This is a genomic window from Streptomyces sp. BR1, assembly GCF_052373795.1.
GTDB lineage: Bacteria > Actinomycetota > Actinomycetes > Streptomycetales > Streptomycetaceae > Streptomyces.
Window position 1 is genome coordinate 3350414 of record NZ_CM126252.1, and the last position, 17717, is coordinate 3368130.

General features: G+C 70.2%; 10 protein-coding genes, 5 tRNA genes and 1 pseudogene. 7 read left to right on the forward strand and 9 right to left on the reverse strand.

Translation table 11 applies throughout. From position 1 onward, the window contains the following. Window positions 1-193: 193 nt before the first annotated feature. A pseudogene (locus tag ACT1U9_RS14420) lies at window positions 194-1336 on the forward strand (site-specific integrase); the annotation flags it as partial. A 142-nt stretch (window positions 1337-1478) separates the two neighbouring features. Here ACT1U9_RS14420 and ACT1U9_RS14425 read toward each other — a convergent pair. The 6 genes from ACT1U9_RS14425 to ACT1U9_RS14450 form a co-directional block, all read right to left on the reverse strand. Continuing rightward, a tRNA-Lys gene (locus tag ACT1U9_RS14425) sits at window positions 1479-1551 on the reverse strand. Between the two features lie 91 nt (window positions 1552-1642). Next, window positions 1643-3238: an amino acid permease gene (locus ACT1U9_RS14430; protein WP_444538695.1), complete on the reverse strand. Its 1596-nt coding sequence runs from the start codon at window positions 3236-3238 to the stop codon at window positions 1643-1645. A gap of 78 nt (window positions 3239-3316) precedes the next feature. Continuing rightward, the gene (locus tag ACT1U9_RS14435) at window positions 3317-6283 is read right to left on the reverse strand and encodes an FG-GAP-like repeat-containing protein (protein WP_444538696.1); all 2967 of its coding nucleotides are present in this window, start codon (window positions 6281-6283) and stop codon (window positions 3317-3319) included. A gap of 241 nt (window positions 6284-6524) precedes the next feature. Further along, window positions 6525-8759, reverse strand: coding sequence for a DEAD/DEAH box helicase (locus tag ACT1U9_RS14440; protein ID WP_444538697.1), 2235 nt, complete (start codon window positions 8757-8759; stop codon window positions 6525-6527). 232 nt (window positions 8760-8991) lie between these two features. Further along, window positions 8992-9555 carry a hypothetical protein gene (locus ACT1U9_RS14445; protein ID WP_444538698.1) on the reverse strand — a complete coding sequence of 188 codons (564 nt, stop codon included), beginning with the start codon at window positions 9553-9555 and terminating at the stop codon, window positions 8992-8994. A gap of 243 nt (window positions 9556-9798) precedes the next feature. Beyond that, window positions 9799-10149: a metallopeptidase family protein gene (locus ACT1U9_RS14450; protein ID WP_444538699.1), complete on the reverse strand. Its 351-nt coding sequence runs from the start codon at window positions 10147-10149 to the stop codon at window positions 9799-9801. Window positions 10150-10339: 190 nt separating this feature from the next. On the opposite strand from ACT1U9_RS14450, the gene ACT1U9_RS14455 reads away from it, so the two are divergent. From ACT1U9_RS14455 to ACT1U9_RS14465, 3 genes are all read left to right on the forward strand, one after another. After that, window positions 10340-10412: transfer RNA gene (locus tag ACT1U9_RS14455), tRNA-Glu, on the forward strand. 39 nt (window positions 10413-10451) lie between these two features. Beyond that, window positions 10452-10526: transfer RNA gene (locus ACT1U9_RS14460), tRNA-Asp, on the forward strand. Between the two features lie 24 nt (window positions 10527-10550). Next, a tRNA-Phe gene (locus ACT1U9_RS14465) sits at window positions 10551-10624 on the forward strand. 42 nt (window positions 10625-10666) lie between these two features. Here the strand turns inward: ACT1U9_RS14465 and ACT1U9_RS14470 are convergent. The 3 genes from ACT1U9_RS14470 to ACT1U9_RS14480 all read right to left on the reverse strand — a co-directional run bounded on the left by ACT1U9_RS14470 (window position 10667) and on the right by ACT1U9_RS14480 (window position 12739). Continuing rightward, complete coding sequence (locus ACT1U9_RS14470) at window positions 10667-11506, reverse strand: cytochrome c biogenesis CcdA family protein (RefSeq protein WP_444538700.1); 840 nt, start codon at window positions 11504-11506, stop codon at window positions 10667-10669. Next, the gene (locus ACT1U9_RS14475; protein WP_444538701.1) at window positions 11503-12303 is read right to left on the reverse strand and encodes a DsbA family protein; all 801 of its coding nucleotides are present in this window, start codon (window positions 12301-12303) and stop codon (window positions 11503-11505) included. The genes ACT1U9_RS14470 and ACT1U9_RS14475 overlap by 4 nt, the downstream gene beginning before the upstream one ends. Before the next feature lie 67 nt (window positions 12304-12370). Further along, a complete protein-coding gene (locus ACT1U9_RS14480) occupies window positions 12371-12739 on the reverse strand; it encodes a hypothetical protein (RefSeq protein WP_444538702.1) in 369 nt (122 codons plus the stop codon). A gap of 104 nt (window positions 12740-12843) precedes the next feature. Here ACT1U9_RS14480 and hrpA point away from each other — a divergent pair, with 104 nt between their 5' ends. The 3 genes from hrpA to ACT1U9_RS14495 all read left to right on the forward strand — a co-directional run bounded on the left by hrpA (window position 12844) and on the right by ACT1U9_RS14495 (window position 17318). Next, window positions 12844-16779, forward strand: a complete 3936-nt coding sequence (gene hrpA, locus ACT1U9_RS14485; protein ID WP_444538703.1) for an ATP-dependent RNA helicase HrpA — start codon at window positions 12844-12846, stop codon at window positions 16777-16779. Window positions 16780-16871: 92 nt separating this feature from the next. After that, window positions 16872-16946: transfer RNA gene (locus ACT1U9_RS14490), tRNA-Asp, on the forward strand. Between the two features lie 132 nt (window positions 16947-17078). Then, window positions 17079-17318: a DUF6274 family protein gene (locus tag ACT1U9_RS14495; RefSeq protein ID WP_444538704.1), complete on the forward strand. Its 240-nt coding sequence runs from the start codon at window positions 17079-17081 to the stop codon at window positions 17316-17318. Window positions 17319-17717: the final 399 nt, after the last annotated feature.

Genomic DNA, 17717 nt, shown 5'->3' on the forward strand with positions numbered 1-17717 from the left:
GGGGCGCGCGGTCGGCCGGGGCGGGTTCAAGTCCGAGGTAGCGCAGCAGGTCGTAGCGGGTGACGCGGTAGGCGCGGCCGTGCTGGAGGACTCGTACGGGGTAAGTGCCGGTCTTGGCCATGAAGTATCCGTTCGTCCGGCCGAGGGCCAACGCACGGTTGGCCGTTTCCAGACCGGCTCGGACCTCACCGTGCGCACCACCGTCGGGGAGTGGCTCGACGAGTGGCTCGCGGGCAAGAAGACCCGCCGCACGACGACCAGCGGGTACGCCTCGCACATCAAGGTGCACTTGAAGCCCCGTATCGGGCACATCCGACTCGACCGGCTCAGCGTCCGTCACCTGGTCCGCATGTTCGACGCCATCGCCGACGAGAACGAGGTGATCGCGGCGGAGAACCAGGAGCGACGCGAACAGGTCGCGCGCTGCAAGCCGAGCAAGCCGGGGCGGCCCGTCGCGGCCGAGCGGGAACGGCTCGCCGCCGAGCGGGCCAAGCTCGCCGAGATGAAGCCGTTCCGGAGGATCACCGGGCCTGCGACCCGCCAGAGCATCCGGCGCACCCTGCGCGCCGCGCTCAACTCCGCGATCTCCGAGCAGCTGATCATCTTCAACGCCGCCACTCACGTCGAACTCGAATCCGGTAAGCGCCCCAAGCCTCTCCTGTGGACCACCGAGCGGGTACGGCGGTGGCGCGAGACGGGTGAGATCCCGAGCGCGGTGATGGTGTGGACACCGGAGCAGTTCGGCACCTTCCTCGACGCCGCCGAGGACGACCCGCTGTACGCCTTCTTCCACCTCGTCGGCACGCGCGGCCTGCGTCGAGGAGAAGGGGTCGGCCAGGACTGGACCGAGGTCGACCTCGTCGGCGGCAGCATCACACCGGCCAAGGAGCTCGTGGTCGACGGGTGGGACGTGTACGAGTCCGAGCCCAAGACCGACGGCAGCGCGAGCACGATCGCGCTCGACAGCCTGAACGTCACTGTCCTGACGGCGCATCGGCAGCGTCAGGAGGAGATGAAGCGGGCCCGGTTCGCGCGGGGCGAGACGTGGCACGACACGGGCAAGGTCTTCACGCAGGAAGACGGTTCCTGGCTGCACCCCGAGACGGTCTCCGAGACCTTCCGCCGCATCCTCGCGACGACCGACCTCCCGCCCATCACGCTGCGGGACCTGCGGCACGTGGCCGCGACCCTCACCCATGGCGGAGGCGGCGACATCCACGCGGTGAAGGAGACCCTGCGGCACTCGACCATCGCGCTCACGTCGGACACGTATACGAGCCTCCTCCCGGAGCTCGACCGGGAGATCGCAGAGAAGGCCGCCCGGCTCATCCCTCGACGCGCCGCCCGCACCCTCGGGCTCACCTCGGGCTCACGTGGGGCCAGTGACAAGGCCGGACACAGCGAAGCGCCCCGCCCAGGCAAGCCGGGCGGGGCGCTCAAGCGCAGGTCAGCGGGAGTTTCCCCGCACCCGCGTTCGGTAGGCCATGTCGGACTCGAACCGACAACCAATGGATTAAAAGTCCACTGCTCTGCCAATTGAGCTAATGGCCCTTGGCATACCGCACCCCCGCAGCATAGCCCGACAGGGCCCGGAGGCCGATCGGGTATCGGCCTCCGGGCCCGGCGGGGGCTCAGCCGGGCGTCACGGCGTCGCGCCGAACGGAGGCGCGGCCGCGTCCGACGCCGGCACACCCCGCGTCGCGTCCCGCAGGAACCAGCGGCGGGCCGACGCCACCCACCACACCGTCGCGAAGCCCAGGACCGCCAGGACCGCGACCGGGGCGTAGTTGAAGTTCTTCGATGTCACCGGGGACACCTGGGGCAGCATGAACAGGACCGTGATCAGGGCCACCCAGGCGACCGACGCCACGCCGACGGGGCGGGACCAGCGGCCCAGGTGCCAGGGGCCGCGTTCGAAGGCGTCGCCCTTGAGCAGGCGCAGCAGCGTGGGGATCACGTACGCGATGTACAGGCCGATCACCGCGATCGAGGTCACCGCCGCGTACGCCGTCACATTGATCAGATACGGCAGGCCGAGGGCCAGCGCGCCCACCGTCGCCAGCCACACCGCCGCCACCGGGGTGCGGGTGCGGGGGCTCACCGTGTGCCAGACGCGCGAGAACGGGAGAGCCCCATCCCGGGAAAAGGCGTAGATCATACGGGAGTTGGCCGTCACCGACGCCATCCCGCAGAACAGCTGCGCCCCGATCACCACGAGCAGCAGCAGCTTGCCCGTCGTCGCGCCGAGCGCGTCCAGGAGGATCTGCGCGGGCGGCGCGCCGGTCGGCGAGGACAGTTCGCCGTCGTACGACTGGATGGCGTACGTGAAGCCCAGGAGCAGGACGAAACCCGCTATCCACGATGTCCAGATCGAGCGCACGATCCCCTTCGGGCCCGCCGTCGACGCGTCATGGGTCTCCTCCGTCATGTGCGCGGAGGCGTCATAGCCCGTGAACGTGTACTGGGCCATCAGCAGGCCGATCAGGACCACATAGAACCCGCTGCTCCAGCCCGTGTTGTTCACGTAGTGGGTGAAGACGAACTTCGTGGAGCGGTGGTGGTCCGGTACGAATGCCAGCGCGCCCACGATCACTCCCACGCCCAGCACATGCCACCACACGCTCACGCCGTTCAGGATCGCCACGATCCTTACGCCGAAGGTGTTCAGGAGGCCGTGCAGGACCAGGATCGCGGCGAAGAGCAGGATCGTGCGGCCCGGCGTCACCTTGAAGTCCCACTGGAGGTTCAGGTACGCGCCCAGGAACGACGCCGCGCCGAAGTCGATCCCGGCGGTCACCGCGACCTGGCCCAGGACGTTGAACCAGCCCGTGAACCACGCCCAGGCCGCCGCGCTGCGCGGCGGGGCCAGCCGGTGCGCCCAGAAGTACAGGCCCGCCGACGTCGGGTACGCCGAGCAGATCTCGGCCATCGACAGACCGACCAGCAGCGTCATCAGGCCCACCCCGACCCAGCCCCAGGTGATCAGGGCCGGGCCGCCGGTGCTCATGCCGAACGCGTACATCGTCAGGCAGCCGGAGAGGACCGAGATGATGGTGAACGAGACGGCGTAGTTGGCGAAGCCGGACATCCGGCGGGCCAGCACCTGGGTGTAGCCGAGCTGCGCCAGCCGCTCTTCGTCGGACGTCGCGCCGCGCACGCTCACCGCGACGCCGTCCGCCGGACCGAGACCGTCCGGAGCCCCGTGGGCATCCGGATTCGTACTCGCGTCACTTGTCATGCCCCCAGCGATTCCCTCGCCGGGGGCATGCCATGCGCCAATTGTTGGCCGAAACCGTTCCCAGGCGCCTCGGGAGCGTCAGGCGATGTACTTGTACATCTGCCACCCGCCACCGATCCGCACGCGGCCCGCGAAGTTGCCCTTGCCGTCGCCCGCGTAGGACCACAGGACACCGGCGGTGTCGCGGGCCAGGAGGTCCGGACGGCCGTCGCCGTTCAAGTCCCCTGCTCCTACAAGGGAGTTGTACGCCTGCCAGCCATCGCCGACCTTCGTACGCGCCGCCAACTCGCCCTTGCCCGTGCCCGGGTACAGCCACAGGACACCCGACGCGTCACGGGCCAGAAGGTCCGTGAACCCGTCGCCGTTCAGGTCGCCCGCGCCCGTGATCGTGTAGTTCTTCCAGCCCCGGCCGATCTTCACTCGGGACTTGAAGTTCCCGGAGCCGTTGGCCTCGTACAGGTACAGGTCGCCCGTCGATGCCTCGCGGGCGATGAGGTCCGCGCGGCCGTCGCCGGTGAAGTCGCCCGTCGACGTCAGGGAGTCGTAGATGTTCCAGCCGCCGCCGATCCTCGCGTACGGGGTGGAGGGCGTCAGGGCCTTGCCCATCGGCTTGTACGCGCGCAGTTCGCCGCTCGACAGGCGGACCAGGACGTCGTTCGAACCGTCGCCGTCAACGTCCCCGAACGGGACCGCCGCCGTGACCGTGTTCGCGCCGGTCCAGCCACTTCCCGACACCTTCGCGTCGACCCTGCCGTCCTTGCCGCCACGGAAGTCGGCCACGCCCGCCGGGGTGAAGGCGAGCAGGTCGCCGAGACCGTCGTCGCCCACATAGTCGCGCGGGGCCGGAGCCGCGCCGGTCAGGGTGAAGGAGGACTTGGCGAGCACCATCGGGCTCTTCTTGTCGGCGGAGTCGGAGTACAGCTCCCAGGTGTACCGCCCGTTGGTCGCGAGGCGGCCCTTCCTGTCCTTGCCGTCCCACTCGACACTGATCGGACCGCGCGCCCCCATGCCCTCGAAGTCGCGGACCACTCCGGCGTCGTCGCTGCCCTTGCGCAGGATCAGGATCCAACGAGTCGCGGGCCTCGGAAGCCACCAACGGAACGTCGTCGCACCCGACTTGGCGTTCATCGTCGCCGGAACGTCCTCGTCCAGTACCTTCCGGCCGGACTTGGACGTGTCGACGCCGGACGGCACGACATGCGTGTCGCCCGCCGCGTCCACATACGCCACCGCGCCGCCGAACCGGTCGACCGTCCAGCCGCGCCCGGGGCGGGCGTCGGCGGGCTTGCCGACGGTGTGGGTACCGGTCGCGCCGCGTACGTCCGTCACGCTCAGCACGCCGTCCTGCTCCCAGGCGACATAGCCCTCGCCGAGGAGCGCGCTCTCGTGGGCGGGGAGCTTCACCGACTTCTTGGTGACCGTGTCGTACACACCGGAGTTGTCCGGGGCGCACTCCCAGTACACGCTGGTGCCCTGGGCCTGGAGGGCCGGGGCCATGCAGTCGCCGACCACGGCCCGGTCAAGGCGCTTGCCGGTGCGTACGTCGACCGCGTCCACCGTCGCGGGCTCGCCCATGTTCCACAGCGTGCTGCCCGACAGAGCGAAGTCGTTCCCCGACGGGCCCGTGTAGACCGGCTTGCCCGTGTCGAGGTCGGTGACGCGGATGCCGTTGGACTTGGTCGCGACGAAGTGGCCCGAGGCCCGAAGAACGTCGGCCTGTACGTCCAGCTTCCGCCCCGGGAGCTTCGCGCCCTCGTCGAGGACGCGTACGCCGCCGTCGGCCGCGCGGTAGACCAGGCGGCCGTCGCCGGTGGCCTGGAGGTCGGGGGCGCCAGAGGCCGGGAAGTCCTTCGGGTCCGCGCCCCGGTCGGTGCGCGGACCGGCCGTCAGCGGGCCGTTGACCGAGAGGTCCATGCCGCGCAGCCGCGCCTCCGGGCCCTCGTCGCCCGGTACGAGGTCGACCGTGTTCAGGCGGCCCTGGGCCAGGGAGATCCCCGCGACCCGGGTCGGCTGGGTGGACGCGTCGGCGATCTTGGTGGCGTCCAGGGAGGCGCCCACCGCGTACACCGCACGGCGGCCCTCGACCTCGGCGCCGATCACCATCGTGCCGTCCGGCTTGGACCGCGCCATGGCGGTCGCCTTCTCGAAGACGACGCGCTCGCGCCCGCCGTTGAACGGCAGTGCCACCACTCGGTAGTTGAGGTCGGAGTACTGGCTCTCCTTGCCGAGCGGCCGGGCCACCATGACGTAGTCGCCGACCACGCCGAGCAGTTGCGAGCTGTCGTACCCCGGGAGCGTCAGGTACTGGTCGGCCTGCCAGTAGTCCGAGGTCTTCCAGACCGTGGCCTTGCCGTTCTTGGTCCACTGGACCGCTCGGCCGCCGCTGACGACGATCTTGCCGTTGTCGTACTGACTGGCCTCAAGGTGGGTGGAGTCGGCGATGGCCCGCTTGTCGAGCCAGCTCACCATGGTCATCCCGGAGTACTTCTGCTCGACGAAGATGCCGTCCTTGTTGCCCGAGTAGAGCGAGCGGATCACCCCGGCGCCGGAGACCCGCTTCTCCTGGACCTTGCCGTCCTCCCAGAACAGCAGGGACATGCCGAGCTGCCCGTCGGTGACCACATAGTCGCCGAAGGCCCCGGCGAAGAGCTGGCCTGCGGGCAGCGGAAGCGTGCGCTCCGAGCCGTCCTTCATATGGCGCTGGACCACGTGACCCGCGTCGGCGGAGCCGGTGAGGACGAGGGTGTCCGTGCCGGTGGCCCACGCGGTGGTCATGCCCTTGGGCATGGTGACGGGCTTCGTGGCGCCGTCCGCGTACGTCGTCCAGTTAAAGCCGGACTTGGTCCAGCCGGAGAGATAGCCGCTCTCCCCGGCCGCGTTGATCACGGTCGCGTTGGGGTCGGCCTGGCGGTCGGCGGGGATGACCAGTTCGGCGGGCGCGTCCGCCGCGAAGGCCGCTCCCGTGGTCAGCGGGGCGATACCGGCCGCGATCCCGATCGCCGTGACGGTGGCGACCGCGCTGCGTACGAGGGTGTGACGTCTCAAGTTGCTGCTCCCGAAAGCCTTTTGGGCATGGGAGGGGCACGACGCGCGACAAGCCGCGCGGTGCGCGCACGAAAAGCCCCCCGGCTTCCGCAAACCCCCCATACGAGTGATTTGACCCTAACAGGAACCACACAGGTAACGCCGGGGAGATTCCTCTTCCCGTACACGGACAAAGCGGAAGGGCCCGTACCGCACCCAGTGGGTGCCGTACGGGCCCTTCCGCCGTTCAGTTCAGCGTGCGTCAGCCGTTGCGCTTCCAGCGCGGCTTGTCGTCACGGCGGCCGCCGAAGGAGCCGGTGTTGGAGCCGGTGCCACGGTGGTCGTCACGACGGCCGTACGGACGGTCGCCGCCACCGGAGCGGAAGCCGCTCGACGGACGGTCGTTGCGGTCACGGTTGAACGGGCGGTCGCCGCCACCGGAGCGGAAGCCACCGGAGGGACGGTCGCCCCGGTCGCGGTTGAAGCCGCCACCACGGTTGTCGTCACGGCGCTCGAAACCACGGTCGTTACGGTCGCGGTTGTCGCGGTTGAAACCGCCCGACGGACGGTCGTCACGGCGGAAGCCGCCACGGTTGTCGTCACGACGGTCGTCGCGGCGGAAGCCACCGCCACGGTTGTCGTCACGGCGCTCGAAACCACGGTCGTTACGGTCGCGGTTGTCGCGGTTGAAACCGCCCGACGGACGGTCGTCGCGACGGAAGCCGCCACCACGGTTGTCGTCACGGCGCTCGAAGCCACGGTCGTTGCGGTCGCGGTTGAAGCCACCCGACGGACGGTCGTCACGGCGGAAGCCGCCACGGTTGTCGTCACGACGGTCGTCGCGGCGGAAGCCACCACGGTCGCCGCCGCGGTCACCACGGTCGTCGCGACGGGCGTAGTTGCCCCGGTCGTCACGGCGCTCGTACGCCGGACGCTCCTGGGCGACGGGCTCGGCGGCGACGACGGCGGCCGCGACCTCGGCCTCGGCGGCCTCGGCCACCTCGGCGACAGCGGCCTCCGGGTCCTCGCCGCGCTCACGGGCGGAGCGGGCGACCAGACGGTCGGCCTCCTCGCGCAGCTCACCGGCGCGGCGCGTCAGACGCTCCAGCTGCTTGGTGAGCTCGGCGACCTCGCGCTCGGCCTGCTTGGCGGCGTTGTTCGCGGAGTCGGCCTGGACCTCGGTCAGCGAACGGGCACCGGTGATCTCGGCGACCTCGGGGTCGAAGGCGCCGGCACCGCCGACGATGTGGCGCGAGGCGTCGACGCCCGCGTCCTCCATCAGACGGAAGATCTGGCGGCGCTGGTGCGGGAGCGCCAGCGAGACCACGACACCGGAGCGGCCGGCACGGGCGGTACGGCCCGAGCGGTGCAGGTAGTCCTTGTGGTCACCGGCCGGGTCCACGTTCAGGACCAGGTCGATGCCGTCGACGTGGATGCCTCGGGCGGCGACGTCGGTGGCGACCAGCGCGTTGACGTAACCGTCCTTGAAGTCCGCCAGCACGCGGGTACGGGCGCCCTGCGTCATACCGCCGTGCAGCGCGTCGGCCTTCACACCGGCCTCGACGAGCTGCTCGGCGATGCGGTCGGCGCCCAGCTGGGTGCGGACGAAGATGATCGTGCGGCCCTTGCGGGCGGCGATGGCGGCCGTGACCGGCGCCTTGTCCTTCGGCTTCACGACGAGCACGTGGTGCGTCATGGTCGTGACGTTGCCCTGGGCGCTGTCGACCTCGTGGCTGACCGGGTCGACCAGGTAGCGCTTGACGAGCGTGCCGATCTCGTTCTCCATCGTGGCGGAGAAGAGCATGCGCTGGCCGCCGGCCGGCACCTGGTCGAGCAGCTCGGTGACCTCGGGCAGGAAGCCCAGGTCGGACATCTGGTCGGCCTCGTCGAGGACGGCGATCTGGGTGTTCTCCAGCGAGCAGGCGCCGCGGTTGATGATGTCGCGCAGACGGCCCGGGGTGGCGACGAGGATGTCGACGCCGCGCTCCAGGGCGTAGATCTGGTTGCCCATCGACGTACCGCCGCAGACGACCTTGATCTTCAGGCCGAGCACGTCGCCGTACGGCTGGAGGGCGTCCGCGACCTGCATAGCGAGCTCGCGGGTCGGGGTCAGGATGACCGCGCGGGGCTTCTTCTTCTCGGTGTGGCCGCCGGCGAGCTGCGCCAGGGTCGGCAGACCGAAGGAGAGGGTCTTGCCGGAGCCGGTGCGGCCACGGCCGAGGATGTCCTTGCCGGCCAGGGCGTCCGGGATGGTCGCGGCCTGGATCGGGAAGGGGGTGGTCACACCGTTCTGCGCGAGCTTGCGCACGACGCCCTCGGGCAGACCGAGGTCCGCGAAGGTGACGGTCGGCTCGGCGTCGGCTTCCTCGACCTCGACGACGGCCTCGGCCGCGTCGGAGATCTCGGGGGTCTCGGTGATTACGGTCTCGACAGCCTCGGCGACGACGATCTCGTCGTTCTCGGGCATGACGGTGTGATCAGTACTGGAAATGGACATGCGAAATGCGAAACCTTCCGGAGTCTCGGCACGCGCCCGTCAACTCCGTGATTCGCAATTCGACCGCCTCAATGCGGTCAGCCACGGCTAGGGAGAGTACGCGCCACACGGCGCGCTTCTGTGTCGGCGCCGGGCAATGGGATCAAACGATCTACCACCATACGCACTCACCCCACAGGAGCGCAAACCACTCCTGTGCGATCCACCTCACACCAACCCGCCCGTAACCCTCTTAAGCCGGTCCCACCTGCGGCGATGCCGCCGGTTCGGTCTTGGTGGCGGGGCTTGCGCCCATGTCCCGGAGCGCGGTGTTCCGGGTGTCCGCCGCCGGGGAGGCGGACGGCGAGCTGTCGCTCGTGGGCTTCGGGCTGGCCGGCGGATCGGGGGGCGTGGGGCTGGCCGGCGGGGTCGGCTGGGCCGGCGGCACCGGCGGTTGCGAGGGCTGCTGCGGGGGCGCGGAGTGGGCGCCCGCCGGGGCGCCCGGGGGCACCGGGTTCTGCGGCTTGCCCGGCCGCCCGCCCGGGGAGGTCTCGGCGGCCCCGGACGCCGACCCGCTCGGACGCGGGGCCGCCGACGACCCGCTGGACGGCTTCTCGCCGCGCTTGCCGGGCCGCCCGCGACCGGCCCCGCCGGCCACTCCCGCGACCCCGCGCGTCCCGGCGCCCGCCTCCTCGCGCCCGGCCGAGGCCGAGGGCTTCGGCGCCTTCCCGTCGTCGCTCACACTCATGCAGCCCGCCGACGCCGCGACCACCAGCGCGGTCACGGCCAAACGGACGGGGGCGGACAACTGGCGCACGGGTGGCCTCCACAGGCGCGGGCGGGGCAGGGTCGCCCTGCCCAACTCCCTTTTCCCCGCCGGGGACACGCCCGGGACCCTGCCCGTACGAACGGGATTCCGACGGGTAGCACCCGCCACGGCGCTGACCGGCCGCGCACCTCACCGGCCGAACACACGTTCACCCGACAGCCCGTCAGGCCCCGTAAAGAGGACCGGCTCGCTCAGCCGTACGCCGGAGGTCTCAGCCGCACGCCAGAGGACTCAGCCGTACCCCAGCGCGTGCAGCCGCTCGTCGTCGATGCCGAAGTGGTGGGCGATCTCGTGGACCACGGTCACCTCGGTCTCCGCGACCACGTCCTCCCGCGACTCGCACATCCGCAGGGTGGGGCCCCGGTAGATGGTGATCCGGTCCGGGAGCACACCCGCGTACCACTCGCCCCGGTCGGTGAGCGGGGTCCCCTCGTAGAGCCCGAGGAGGTCGGGCTGGTCGGCGGCGGGCTCGTCCTCGACGAACACGGCGACGTTGTCCATCAGCCGCGTCAGCTCCGACGGGATGCGGTCCAGGGCCTCGGCGACCAGTTCCTCGAACTCCTCGCGCGTCATCTCCAGCACGCCGCCATTGTCACGCATGGGGCGCGGATGGGCAGGGACGGAACGCGCGGGGCCGCGCGGACAGCGGCCCCGAACCCGACCCGGCGGGGCCCGCCGCGAGCCCCCGGGAAACCGTTTTGGCGATGGCGCCTCCCATCCCATATGCTTCTCACGTCCCCGACGCGCTGCGAAGCGCGCAGGTGGGCCCTTAGCCCTCATCGTCTAGTGGCCCAGGACGCCGCCCTTTCAAGGCGGTAGCACGGGTTCGAATCCCGTTGGGGGCACGCAATACCGTGTGCGAGACTAGTGCTCGCACATTGCTTGGTCCTGTGGAGCAGTTTGGAGTGCTCGCCACCCTGTCAAGGTGGAGGCCGCGGGTTCAAATCCCGTCAGGACCGCTGCAGTTCACTTGTGAACTGCGTGGCTGGGTAGCTCAGTTGGTACGAGCGATCGCCTGAAAAGCGATAGGTCGCCGGTTCGACCCCGGCCCCAGCCACAACCGGAAGGCCCCGTCCATCGGACGGGGCCTTCCTCGTTCTCACTCGGTCTCCGTCTCCTGCTCCCGCGCACGCCAGCCGCGTACGCCGAGGACCAGCGCGACCACCGCCACCACGGCCACCAGCAGCGCCCAGTCCGGGACCGCGTCGCCGAACGAGCGGGCCCACTTCTCGGCCGCGTACGAGTCGTCCACGTTCAGCAGCCCGGGCAGCGCCGTCGCCCCGTCGTACGCGAGGAACAGGCCGCCCAGGGCGATGAAGAACAGGCCCGAGAGCAGCGAGGTGGTGTGCAGCTCGAAGCGGCCGAGCTTGATCACCTTCCCGCGCAGCCAGCGGCGCCGGCCGAGCCCGAAGCGCTCCCAGAGCAGCGCGAGCAGGAACAGCGGGGCCGCCATGCCGAGCGCGTACACCGCGAGCAGCAGACCGCCGTACGCCGGGCTGCCGCTCACCGCCGCCACCGTCAGGACGCTGCCCAGGATGGGCCCGGCGCAGAAGCCGGCCAGGCCGTAGACCGCGCCGAGCGCGTACACCGAGACGGCCGTCGTCGGGCGGATCCGGCCGGACAGCTCCGTCATCTTGCGGCTGGCGAAGCCCATGCCGAGGATCTGGGCGGCACCGAGCGCGATGATCAGCCAGCCGCCGAAGAGGACCAGCTGGTCGCGGTGGCCGTAGAAGAGCCGACCGGCATACGAACCCGCCGCACCCAGCGGGACCAGGGTGGTCGCCAGGCCCGCGTAGAAGATGCCGGTGCGGGCGAGAAGGCGGGTCGTCGAGTTGATCGAGTACGCGAAGAACGCCGGGAGCAGCAGGGCGCTGCACGGGCTGAGCAGGGCGAGCAGCCCGCCCAGGAACGCCGCCAGATAGCCGATGTCCGGGGTCACTTCCCGGCCGCCTTCGGCCCGGCGGTCTGCGCGGCCTTGTACTTGGCCGCCTCGTCGATGGCCTGCGCGAAGGTGTCCATCGGCTGCGCGCCCGCCAGCGGGCGGCCGTTGATCACGAACGACGGGGTCGAGCTCGCGCCGAGCGCGTACGCCTCGTCCTGGTCCTTCTTCACCGACGCCTTCGCCGCGTCGCTGTCCGCGTCCCGTGCGAAACGGTCCAGGTCGGCGACGCCCGCCTCCTTCGCCAGCTCGCGCAGCCGGTCGGCGCCGAAGCCCTTCTCCTTGGAGCCCTTGGCGTACGCCGCCGCGTGGAACTGCCAGAACCGGCCCTGCTGCCCGGCCGCCCAGGCCGCGCGCGCCGCCGCCTCCGACTGGGCGCCGAAGATCGGCATGTTGCGCCACTCGACGCGCAGGGTGCCGTCCTGGACGTACTTCTTCACCAGCTCCGGCTCGGTGTCACGGGCGAACTTCCCGCAGTACGAGCACTTGAAGTCGGCGTACTCGATCATCACGACCGGGGCGTCGGCCCGGCCCTGCGCGAGCGGGTCCTTGGCGTCCCGGCGGGCCAGCTTCTCCAGCTCGGGGAAGGTGCCCTCGGGGGCCTCGGCGGCGGTGGCCGAGGCGTCGTTCTTCTTCTGCGAGCCGGAGTCCGACGCCCGGTAGGACGCGACGCCGAGGACGGCGGCGGCCGCCACCACGACCGCGCCGATCACGAACGGCTTGCGCGACGGCTTCCTGGACTTCTGCGACGGCTTGGACTTGGACTTGGGCGCAGGGGTGCCCTGGGACTTGGACATACGGGTCTCCGTGTACGTACTGCGAGAGGGAAGCGGAAAAGGACGGCCGGTCGTGGTGACCGGCCGCCTAGACCCTCAGTACGGAGAGCTCGACGGGTGTGGGCGCGGCGAGCGTGGGCCCGCGCACCGGCGGAATCCGGTGCTCCGCGGCCTGCGCGGCGAAGGCCGCCGGGGCGAACCGCTCCCCCAGCGCCGGGGCCTGGTCGTACGCGGTCCGGGCCCGCACCGGGGCGGCGGGCTCGCCGCCGTCGTGCTTGCCGCTCTGCTTGCAGCCGGGCGAGCTGTCGGCGGGCTGGGCCTGCGCCATCGGCGCGTGCGTGCGCGGCGCGTCGGCGACCGCCGCCGGGGACGGCCCGCACAGCAGCACCGCCACCACCCCGAGCACCATCAGCAGCACGGCCGCGAGGCGGCGGCGCGGGGCGTGGGTGCGGGGCATGCCCGAAATGGTACGGGGTGGACGGGGACGGGCGCCCGAAGCCGGGAACGGCACCCGAAATGCGTTCGCCACTCGTCCGCGCCGGGTGAGATCCTGAATCAGGTATGTCTACTTCCTTCGCCGATCTCCAGACCCTGCTGGCCGAGATCTCGCTGCGCGACGCCCACCGGCTCGGCCGCCGTCTGGACGGCGCCCGCCGTATCAAGAAGCCCGAGGCCCGGCAGGCAGTCCTCGACGAGATCGGGGCCGAGGCCGCCAAGTCCGCCGAGCGCGTCGCCCGGCGGGCCTCCCGCATGCCCGAGGTCACGTACCCGGAACAGCTCCCGGTCAGCCAGAAGAAGGACGACATCCTTCAGGCGATACGGGAGAACCAGGTCGTGATCGTCGCGGGCGAGACCGGCTCCGGCAAGACCACCCAGATCCCCAAGATCTGCATGGAGCTGGGCCGGGGCGTGCGCGGCATGATCGGGCACACCCAGCCCCGCCGGATCGCGGCCCGCACGGTCGCCGACCGGATCGCGGAGGAGCTGAAGACGCCGCTGGGCGAGGCGGTCGGCTGGAAGGTCCGGTTCACCGACCAGGTCGACCAGGACGCGACCTTCGTGAAGCTGATGACGGACGGCATCCTGCTCGCCGAGATCCAGACGGACCGCGAGCTGCGCGCGTACGACACGATCATCATCGACGAGGCCCACGAGCGGTCCCTCAACATCGACTTCCTGCTCGGCTATCTGGCCCAGCTGCTGCCCAGGCGCCCGGACCTGAAGGTCGTCATCACCTCGGCGACCATCGACCCCGAGCGCTTCTCGCGCCACTTCGGGGACGCGCCGATCGTCGAGGTCAGCGGGCGTACGTATCCGGTCGAGGTCCGCTACCGCCCGCTCCTCGAAGAGGACAGCCAGTCCGCCGAAGGTGAAGAAGGGGACCGCGACCAGATCACCGCGATCTGCGACGCCGTCGACGAGCTCCAGTCCGAGGGCCCCGGCGACATCCTGGTCTTCCTCTCCGGTGAGCGCGAGATCCGCGACACGGCGGACGCGCTCAACAAGAAGAACCTCCGGTTCACCGAGGTGCTCCCCCTCTACGCGCGCCTGTCGCACGCCGAGCAGCACCGCGTGTTCCAGCAGCACACGGGCCGCAGGATCGTTCTCGCGACCAACGTCGCCGAGACCTCCCTGACCGTGCCGGGCATCAAGTACGTGATCGACCCGGGCACCGCCCGTATCTCCCGCTACAGCCATCGCACCAAGGTCCAGCGCCTGCCGATCGAGGCGATCTCGCAGGCCAGCGCCAACCAGCGCAAGGGCCGCTGCGGCCGTACCAGCGACGGTGTCTGCATCCGGCTGTACTCCGAGGACGACTTCGCCATGCGGCCGGAGTTCACGGACGCGGAGATCCTGAGGACGAACCTGGCCTCCGTCATCCTCCAGATGACCGCGGCCGGGCTCGGCGACATCGAGAAGTTCCCCTTCATCGACCCGCCGGACCACCGCAACATCCGCGACGGCGTGCAGCTGCTGCAAGAGCTCGGCGCGCTCGACCCGGCGGAGAAGGACCCCAAGAAGCGGCTCACGCAGATGGGGCGCAAGCTCGCCCAGCTGCCCGTCGACCCGCGCCTGGCCCGGATGGTCATCGAGGCCGACAAGAACGGCTGCGTACGCGAGGTCATGGTGATCGCGGCCGCGCTCTCCATCCAGGACCCGCGCGAGCGGCCCTCCGACAAGCAGACGCAGGCCGACCAGCAGCACGCCCGCTTCAAGGACGAGACCAGCGACTTCCTCGCCTTCCTCAACCTGTGGCGCTATGTGCGCGAGCAGCAGAAGGAGCGGGGCTCCTCCAGCTTCCGCCGGATGTGCAAGCAGGAGTACCTGAACTTCCTGCGCATCCGCGAGTGGCAGGACATCTACTCCCAGCTGCGCACGGTCGCCAAGACGATGGGCATCCACCTCAACGAGGACGACGCCCCCGAGCAGCACGTCCATGTCTCCCTGCTCGCCGGTCTGCTCTCGCACATCGGCCTGAAGGACACCGACAAGAACGAGTACCTGGGCGCCCGCAGCGCCAAGTTCGCGATCTTCCCGGGCTCGGCGCTCTTCAAGAAGCAGCCCAAGGTCGTCATGTCGGCCGAGCTGGTGGAGACGTCCCGGCTCTGGGCGCGGGTCAACGCGAAGATCGAGCCCGAGTGGATCGAGCCCATCGCGCAGCATCTGCTCAAGCGCACCTACAGCGAGCCGCACTGGGAGAAGGACCAGGCCGCGGTGATGGCGTACGAGAGGGTCACGCTCTACGGCGTGCCGATCGTCGCCAACCGCAAGGTCAACTACGGCCGTATCGACCCGGAGGCCTCGCGCGAGCTGTTCATCCGCAACGCGCTGGTCGAGGGCGACTGGCGTACGCACCACAAGTTCTTCGCCGACAACCGCAAACTCCTCACCGAGGTCGAGGAGTTGGAGCACCGGGCGCGCCGCCGCGACATCCTGGTCGACGACGAGACGCTGTTCGACTTCTACGACCAGCGGGTGCCCGAACACGTCGTGTCCGGCGCCCATTTCGACTCCTGGTGGAAGCACAAGCGCCACGAGGAGCCCGAACTCCTCGACTTCGAGCGGGAGATGCTCATCCGGGAGTCGGCGCTCGCCGTCACCAAGGACGACTATCCCGACTCCTGGCGCCAGGACCGGCTCAAGTTCCGGGTGACGTACCAGTTCGAGCCGGGCGCGGACGCGGACGGTGTGACCGTCCACATCCCGCTCCAGGTGCTCAACCAGGTCACCGACGAGGGCTTCGACTGGCAGATCCCCGGCCTGCGCCAGGAAGTGGTGACCGAGCTGATCCGCTCGCTGCCGAAGCCGATCCGCCGCCACTACGTCCCCGCGCCGAACTTCGCGACGAAGTTCCTGGAGCGGGCCGTGCCGTTGCAGGAGCCGCTGCCGACGACGCTGGCGCGCGAGCTCCAGCGCATGGTCGGCGTCCCGGTCACGCCCGACGACTTCGATCTGACGCGCGTCCCCGACCACTTGAAGATCACCTTCCGGATCGTCGACGAGCGCCGCCGCAAGCTGGCCGAGGACAAGGACCTGGAGGCGCTCAAGCTCCAGCTGCGCCCCAAGGCCCGTCAGGCCCTCTCCAAGGCCGCCGCGGCCGCCGCCCCGTCCGGCGGGGTCTCCATCGAGCGCACGGGCCTCACGGACTGGACGATCGGCACCCTGACGAAGGTCTTCGAGACCAAGCGCGCGGGGCAGCCGGTGAAGGCGTACCCGGCGCTCGTCGACTCCGGCGAGACCGTTTCCGTACGCCTCTTCGACACCGAGGCCGAGCAGCGCCAGGCGATGTGGCGCGGCACCCGGAAGCTGATCCTGCTGAACATCCCGGTGAACCCGGCGAAGTTCGCCTCGGACAAGCTGACCAACCAGCAGAAGCTCGCCCTGTCCCGCAATCCGCACGGCTCGATCCAGGCGCTCTTCGACGACTGCGCCATGGCCGCGGCCGACCGGCTGATCGCCGAGCACGGCGGGCCGGTGTGGGACGAGGAGTCGTTCCGCAAGCTCTTCGACAAGGTGCGCGCCGACCTCGTCGACACGACCGTGCGCACGGTCGGGCAGGTGCAGCAGATCCTGGCCGCCTGGCAGGCCTGTGAGCGCCGCCTGAAGGCCACGAACAGCCTGGTCCTGATCAACAACCTCCAGGACGTACGGGAGCAGCTGGCGGCCCTGATGCCGGCCGGCTTCGTCACCGCGACCGGCATGCGCCGGCTGCCGGACCTGATGCGCTATCTGGTCGCGGTGGACCGGCGCCTCCAGCAGATGCCGACCTCCGTGCAGCGCGACACCACGCGCATGGAGAAGGTCCACGAGATGCAGGACGAGTACGCGTGGCTCCTTGAGCAGATGCCGCAGGGGCGGCCCGTTCCGCAGGAGGTCCTGGACATCCGCTGGATGATCGAGGAGCTGCGGGTGAGCTACTTCGCGCACGCGCTCGGCACCGCGTTCCCGGTCTCCGACAAGCGGATCGTGAAGGCGATCGACGCGGCGGCGCCGTGATGTCCGTATCGCTGTGAGTGAGTTCGACCGGACCCTCTGACCTGCTGTACAGTCTCTCTCGCAGCCAACGAAGAAAAACGGCCGCGAAACCTGGTCCTGTGGAGCAGTTTGGAGTGCTCGCCACCCTGTCAAGGTGGAGGCCGCGGGTTCAAATCCCGTCAGGACCGCAGTAGGAAGTAGGGCCGGATCCCCTGGATCCGGGCCTACTTCGTTTCCCGCATCGCATCCCGCCGTCTTGACGGCGTCACCTGCCACCGGTACCCAGAGAAGAAGCTGCGGGCCCAGTCCGGAGGTGGCGCATGACGGCGTCGTCCGCGAGGCACGAGACCAGGGCGCTGCTGCGCGCCCATCTGTCGGCCGCGAGCGGCTACCGGCACCACACGGGCCGCTGCCCGGTCTGCCGCAAGCTGCTGCGGCTCGCGATGGAGCCCTCCGCGCTGGAGAACGCCTTGGAGGCGGCCCTGGAGTCCGCGCCGGCGCCCCCCGCGCCGGATCCCGCACCTGTGCGCCCCGAGGACGAAAGTCCCGCCGAGCGGTGACCATTGGCGGGTCGGCGGCGCCCCCGGCGGTGGCAGGCTCTCTACGAGGGAGACGTACGGCGGGACGGATGGGGCTCGCGGTGCGGCGGCGGAGTCCCGGGCGGCGGCTCCGGCGAGGTTCCAGCGGCGCTCCGGCAGTGTGACGGGAGTCACCGAACAAGTTTTGGGAACCGGGGAACTTACGCCGCACCTACAACCCCCCAATTTAATATGTGCAATTGCACCACCCATTCAGAGGTGCGCCGGGGACCCCGGCGAGTACCCCCGCAAGACCCCGCGTACCACCCGGATCGGGCCGGATCAGGGCATAAAAAAAGATCGCGCTGGACCCGGCGGAGTCCAGCGCGATCAATGACGGTGAGCCCGTTGGGGCGGGCCTGCGTCAGTGGAGCTAAAGGT

What these genes read in the sequence shown, in the direction of transcription:
- ACT1U9_RS14430 (WP_444538695.1), bottom strand. Translation starts at nt 3,238, where the DNA reads ATGACAAGTGACGCGAGTACGAATCCGGATGCCCACGGGGCTCCGGAC.
- ACT1U9_RS14440 (WP_444538697.1), bottom strand. Translation starts at nt 8,759, where the DNA reads ATGTCCATTTCCAGTACTGATCACACCGTCATGCCCGAGAACGACGAG.
- ACT1U9_RS14475 (WP_444538701.1), bottom strand. Translation starts at nt 12,303, where the DNA reads ATGTCCAAGTCCCAGGGCACCCCTGCGCCCAAGTCCAAGTCCAAGCCG.
- ACT1U9_RS14480 (WP_444538702.1), bottom strand. Translation starts at nt 12,739, where the DNA reads ATGCCCCGCACCCACGCCCCGCGCCGCCGCCTCGCGGCCGTGCTGCTG.
- hrpA (WP_444538703.1), top strand. Translation starts at nt 12,844, where the DNA reads ATGTCTACTTCCTTCGCCGATCTCCAGACCCTGCTGGCCGAGATCTCG.
- ACT1U9_RS14495 (WP_444538704.1), top strand. Translation starts at nt 17,079, where the DNA reads ATGACGGCGTCGTCCGCGAGGCACGAGACCAGGGCGCTGCTGCGCGCC.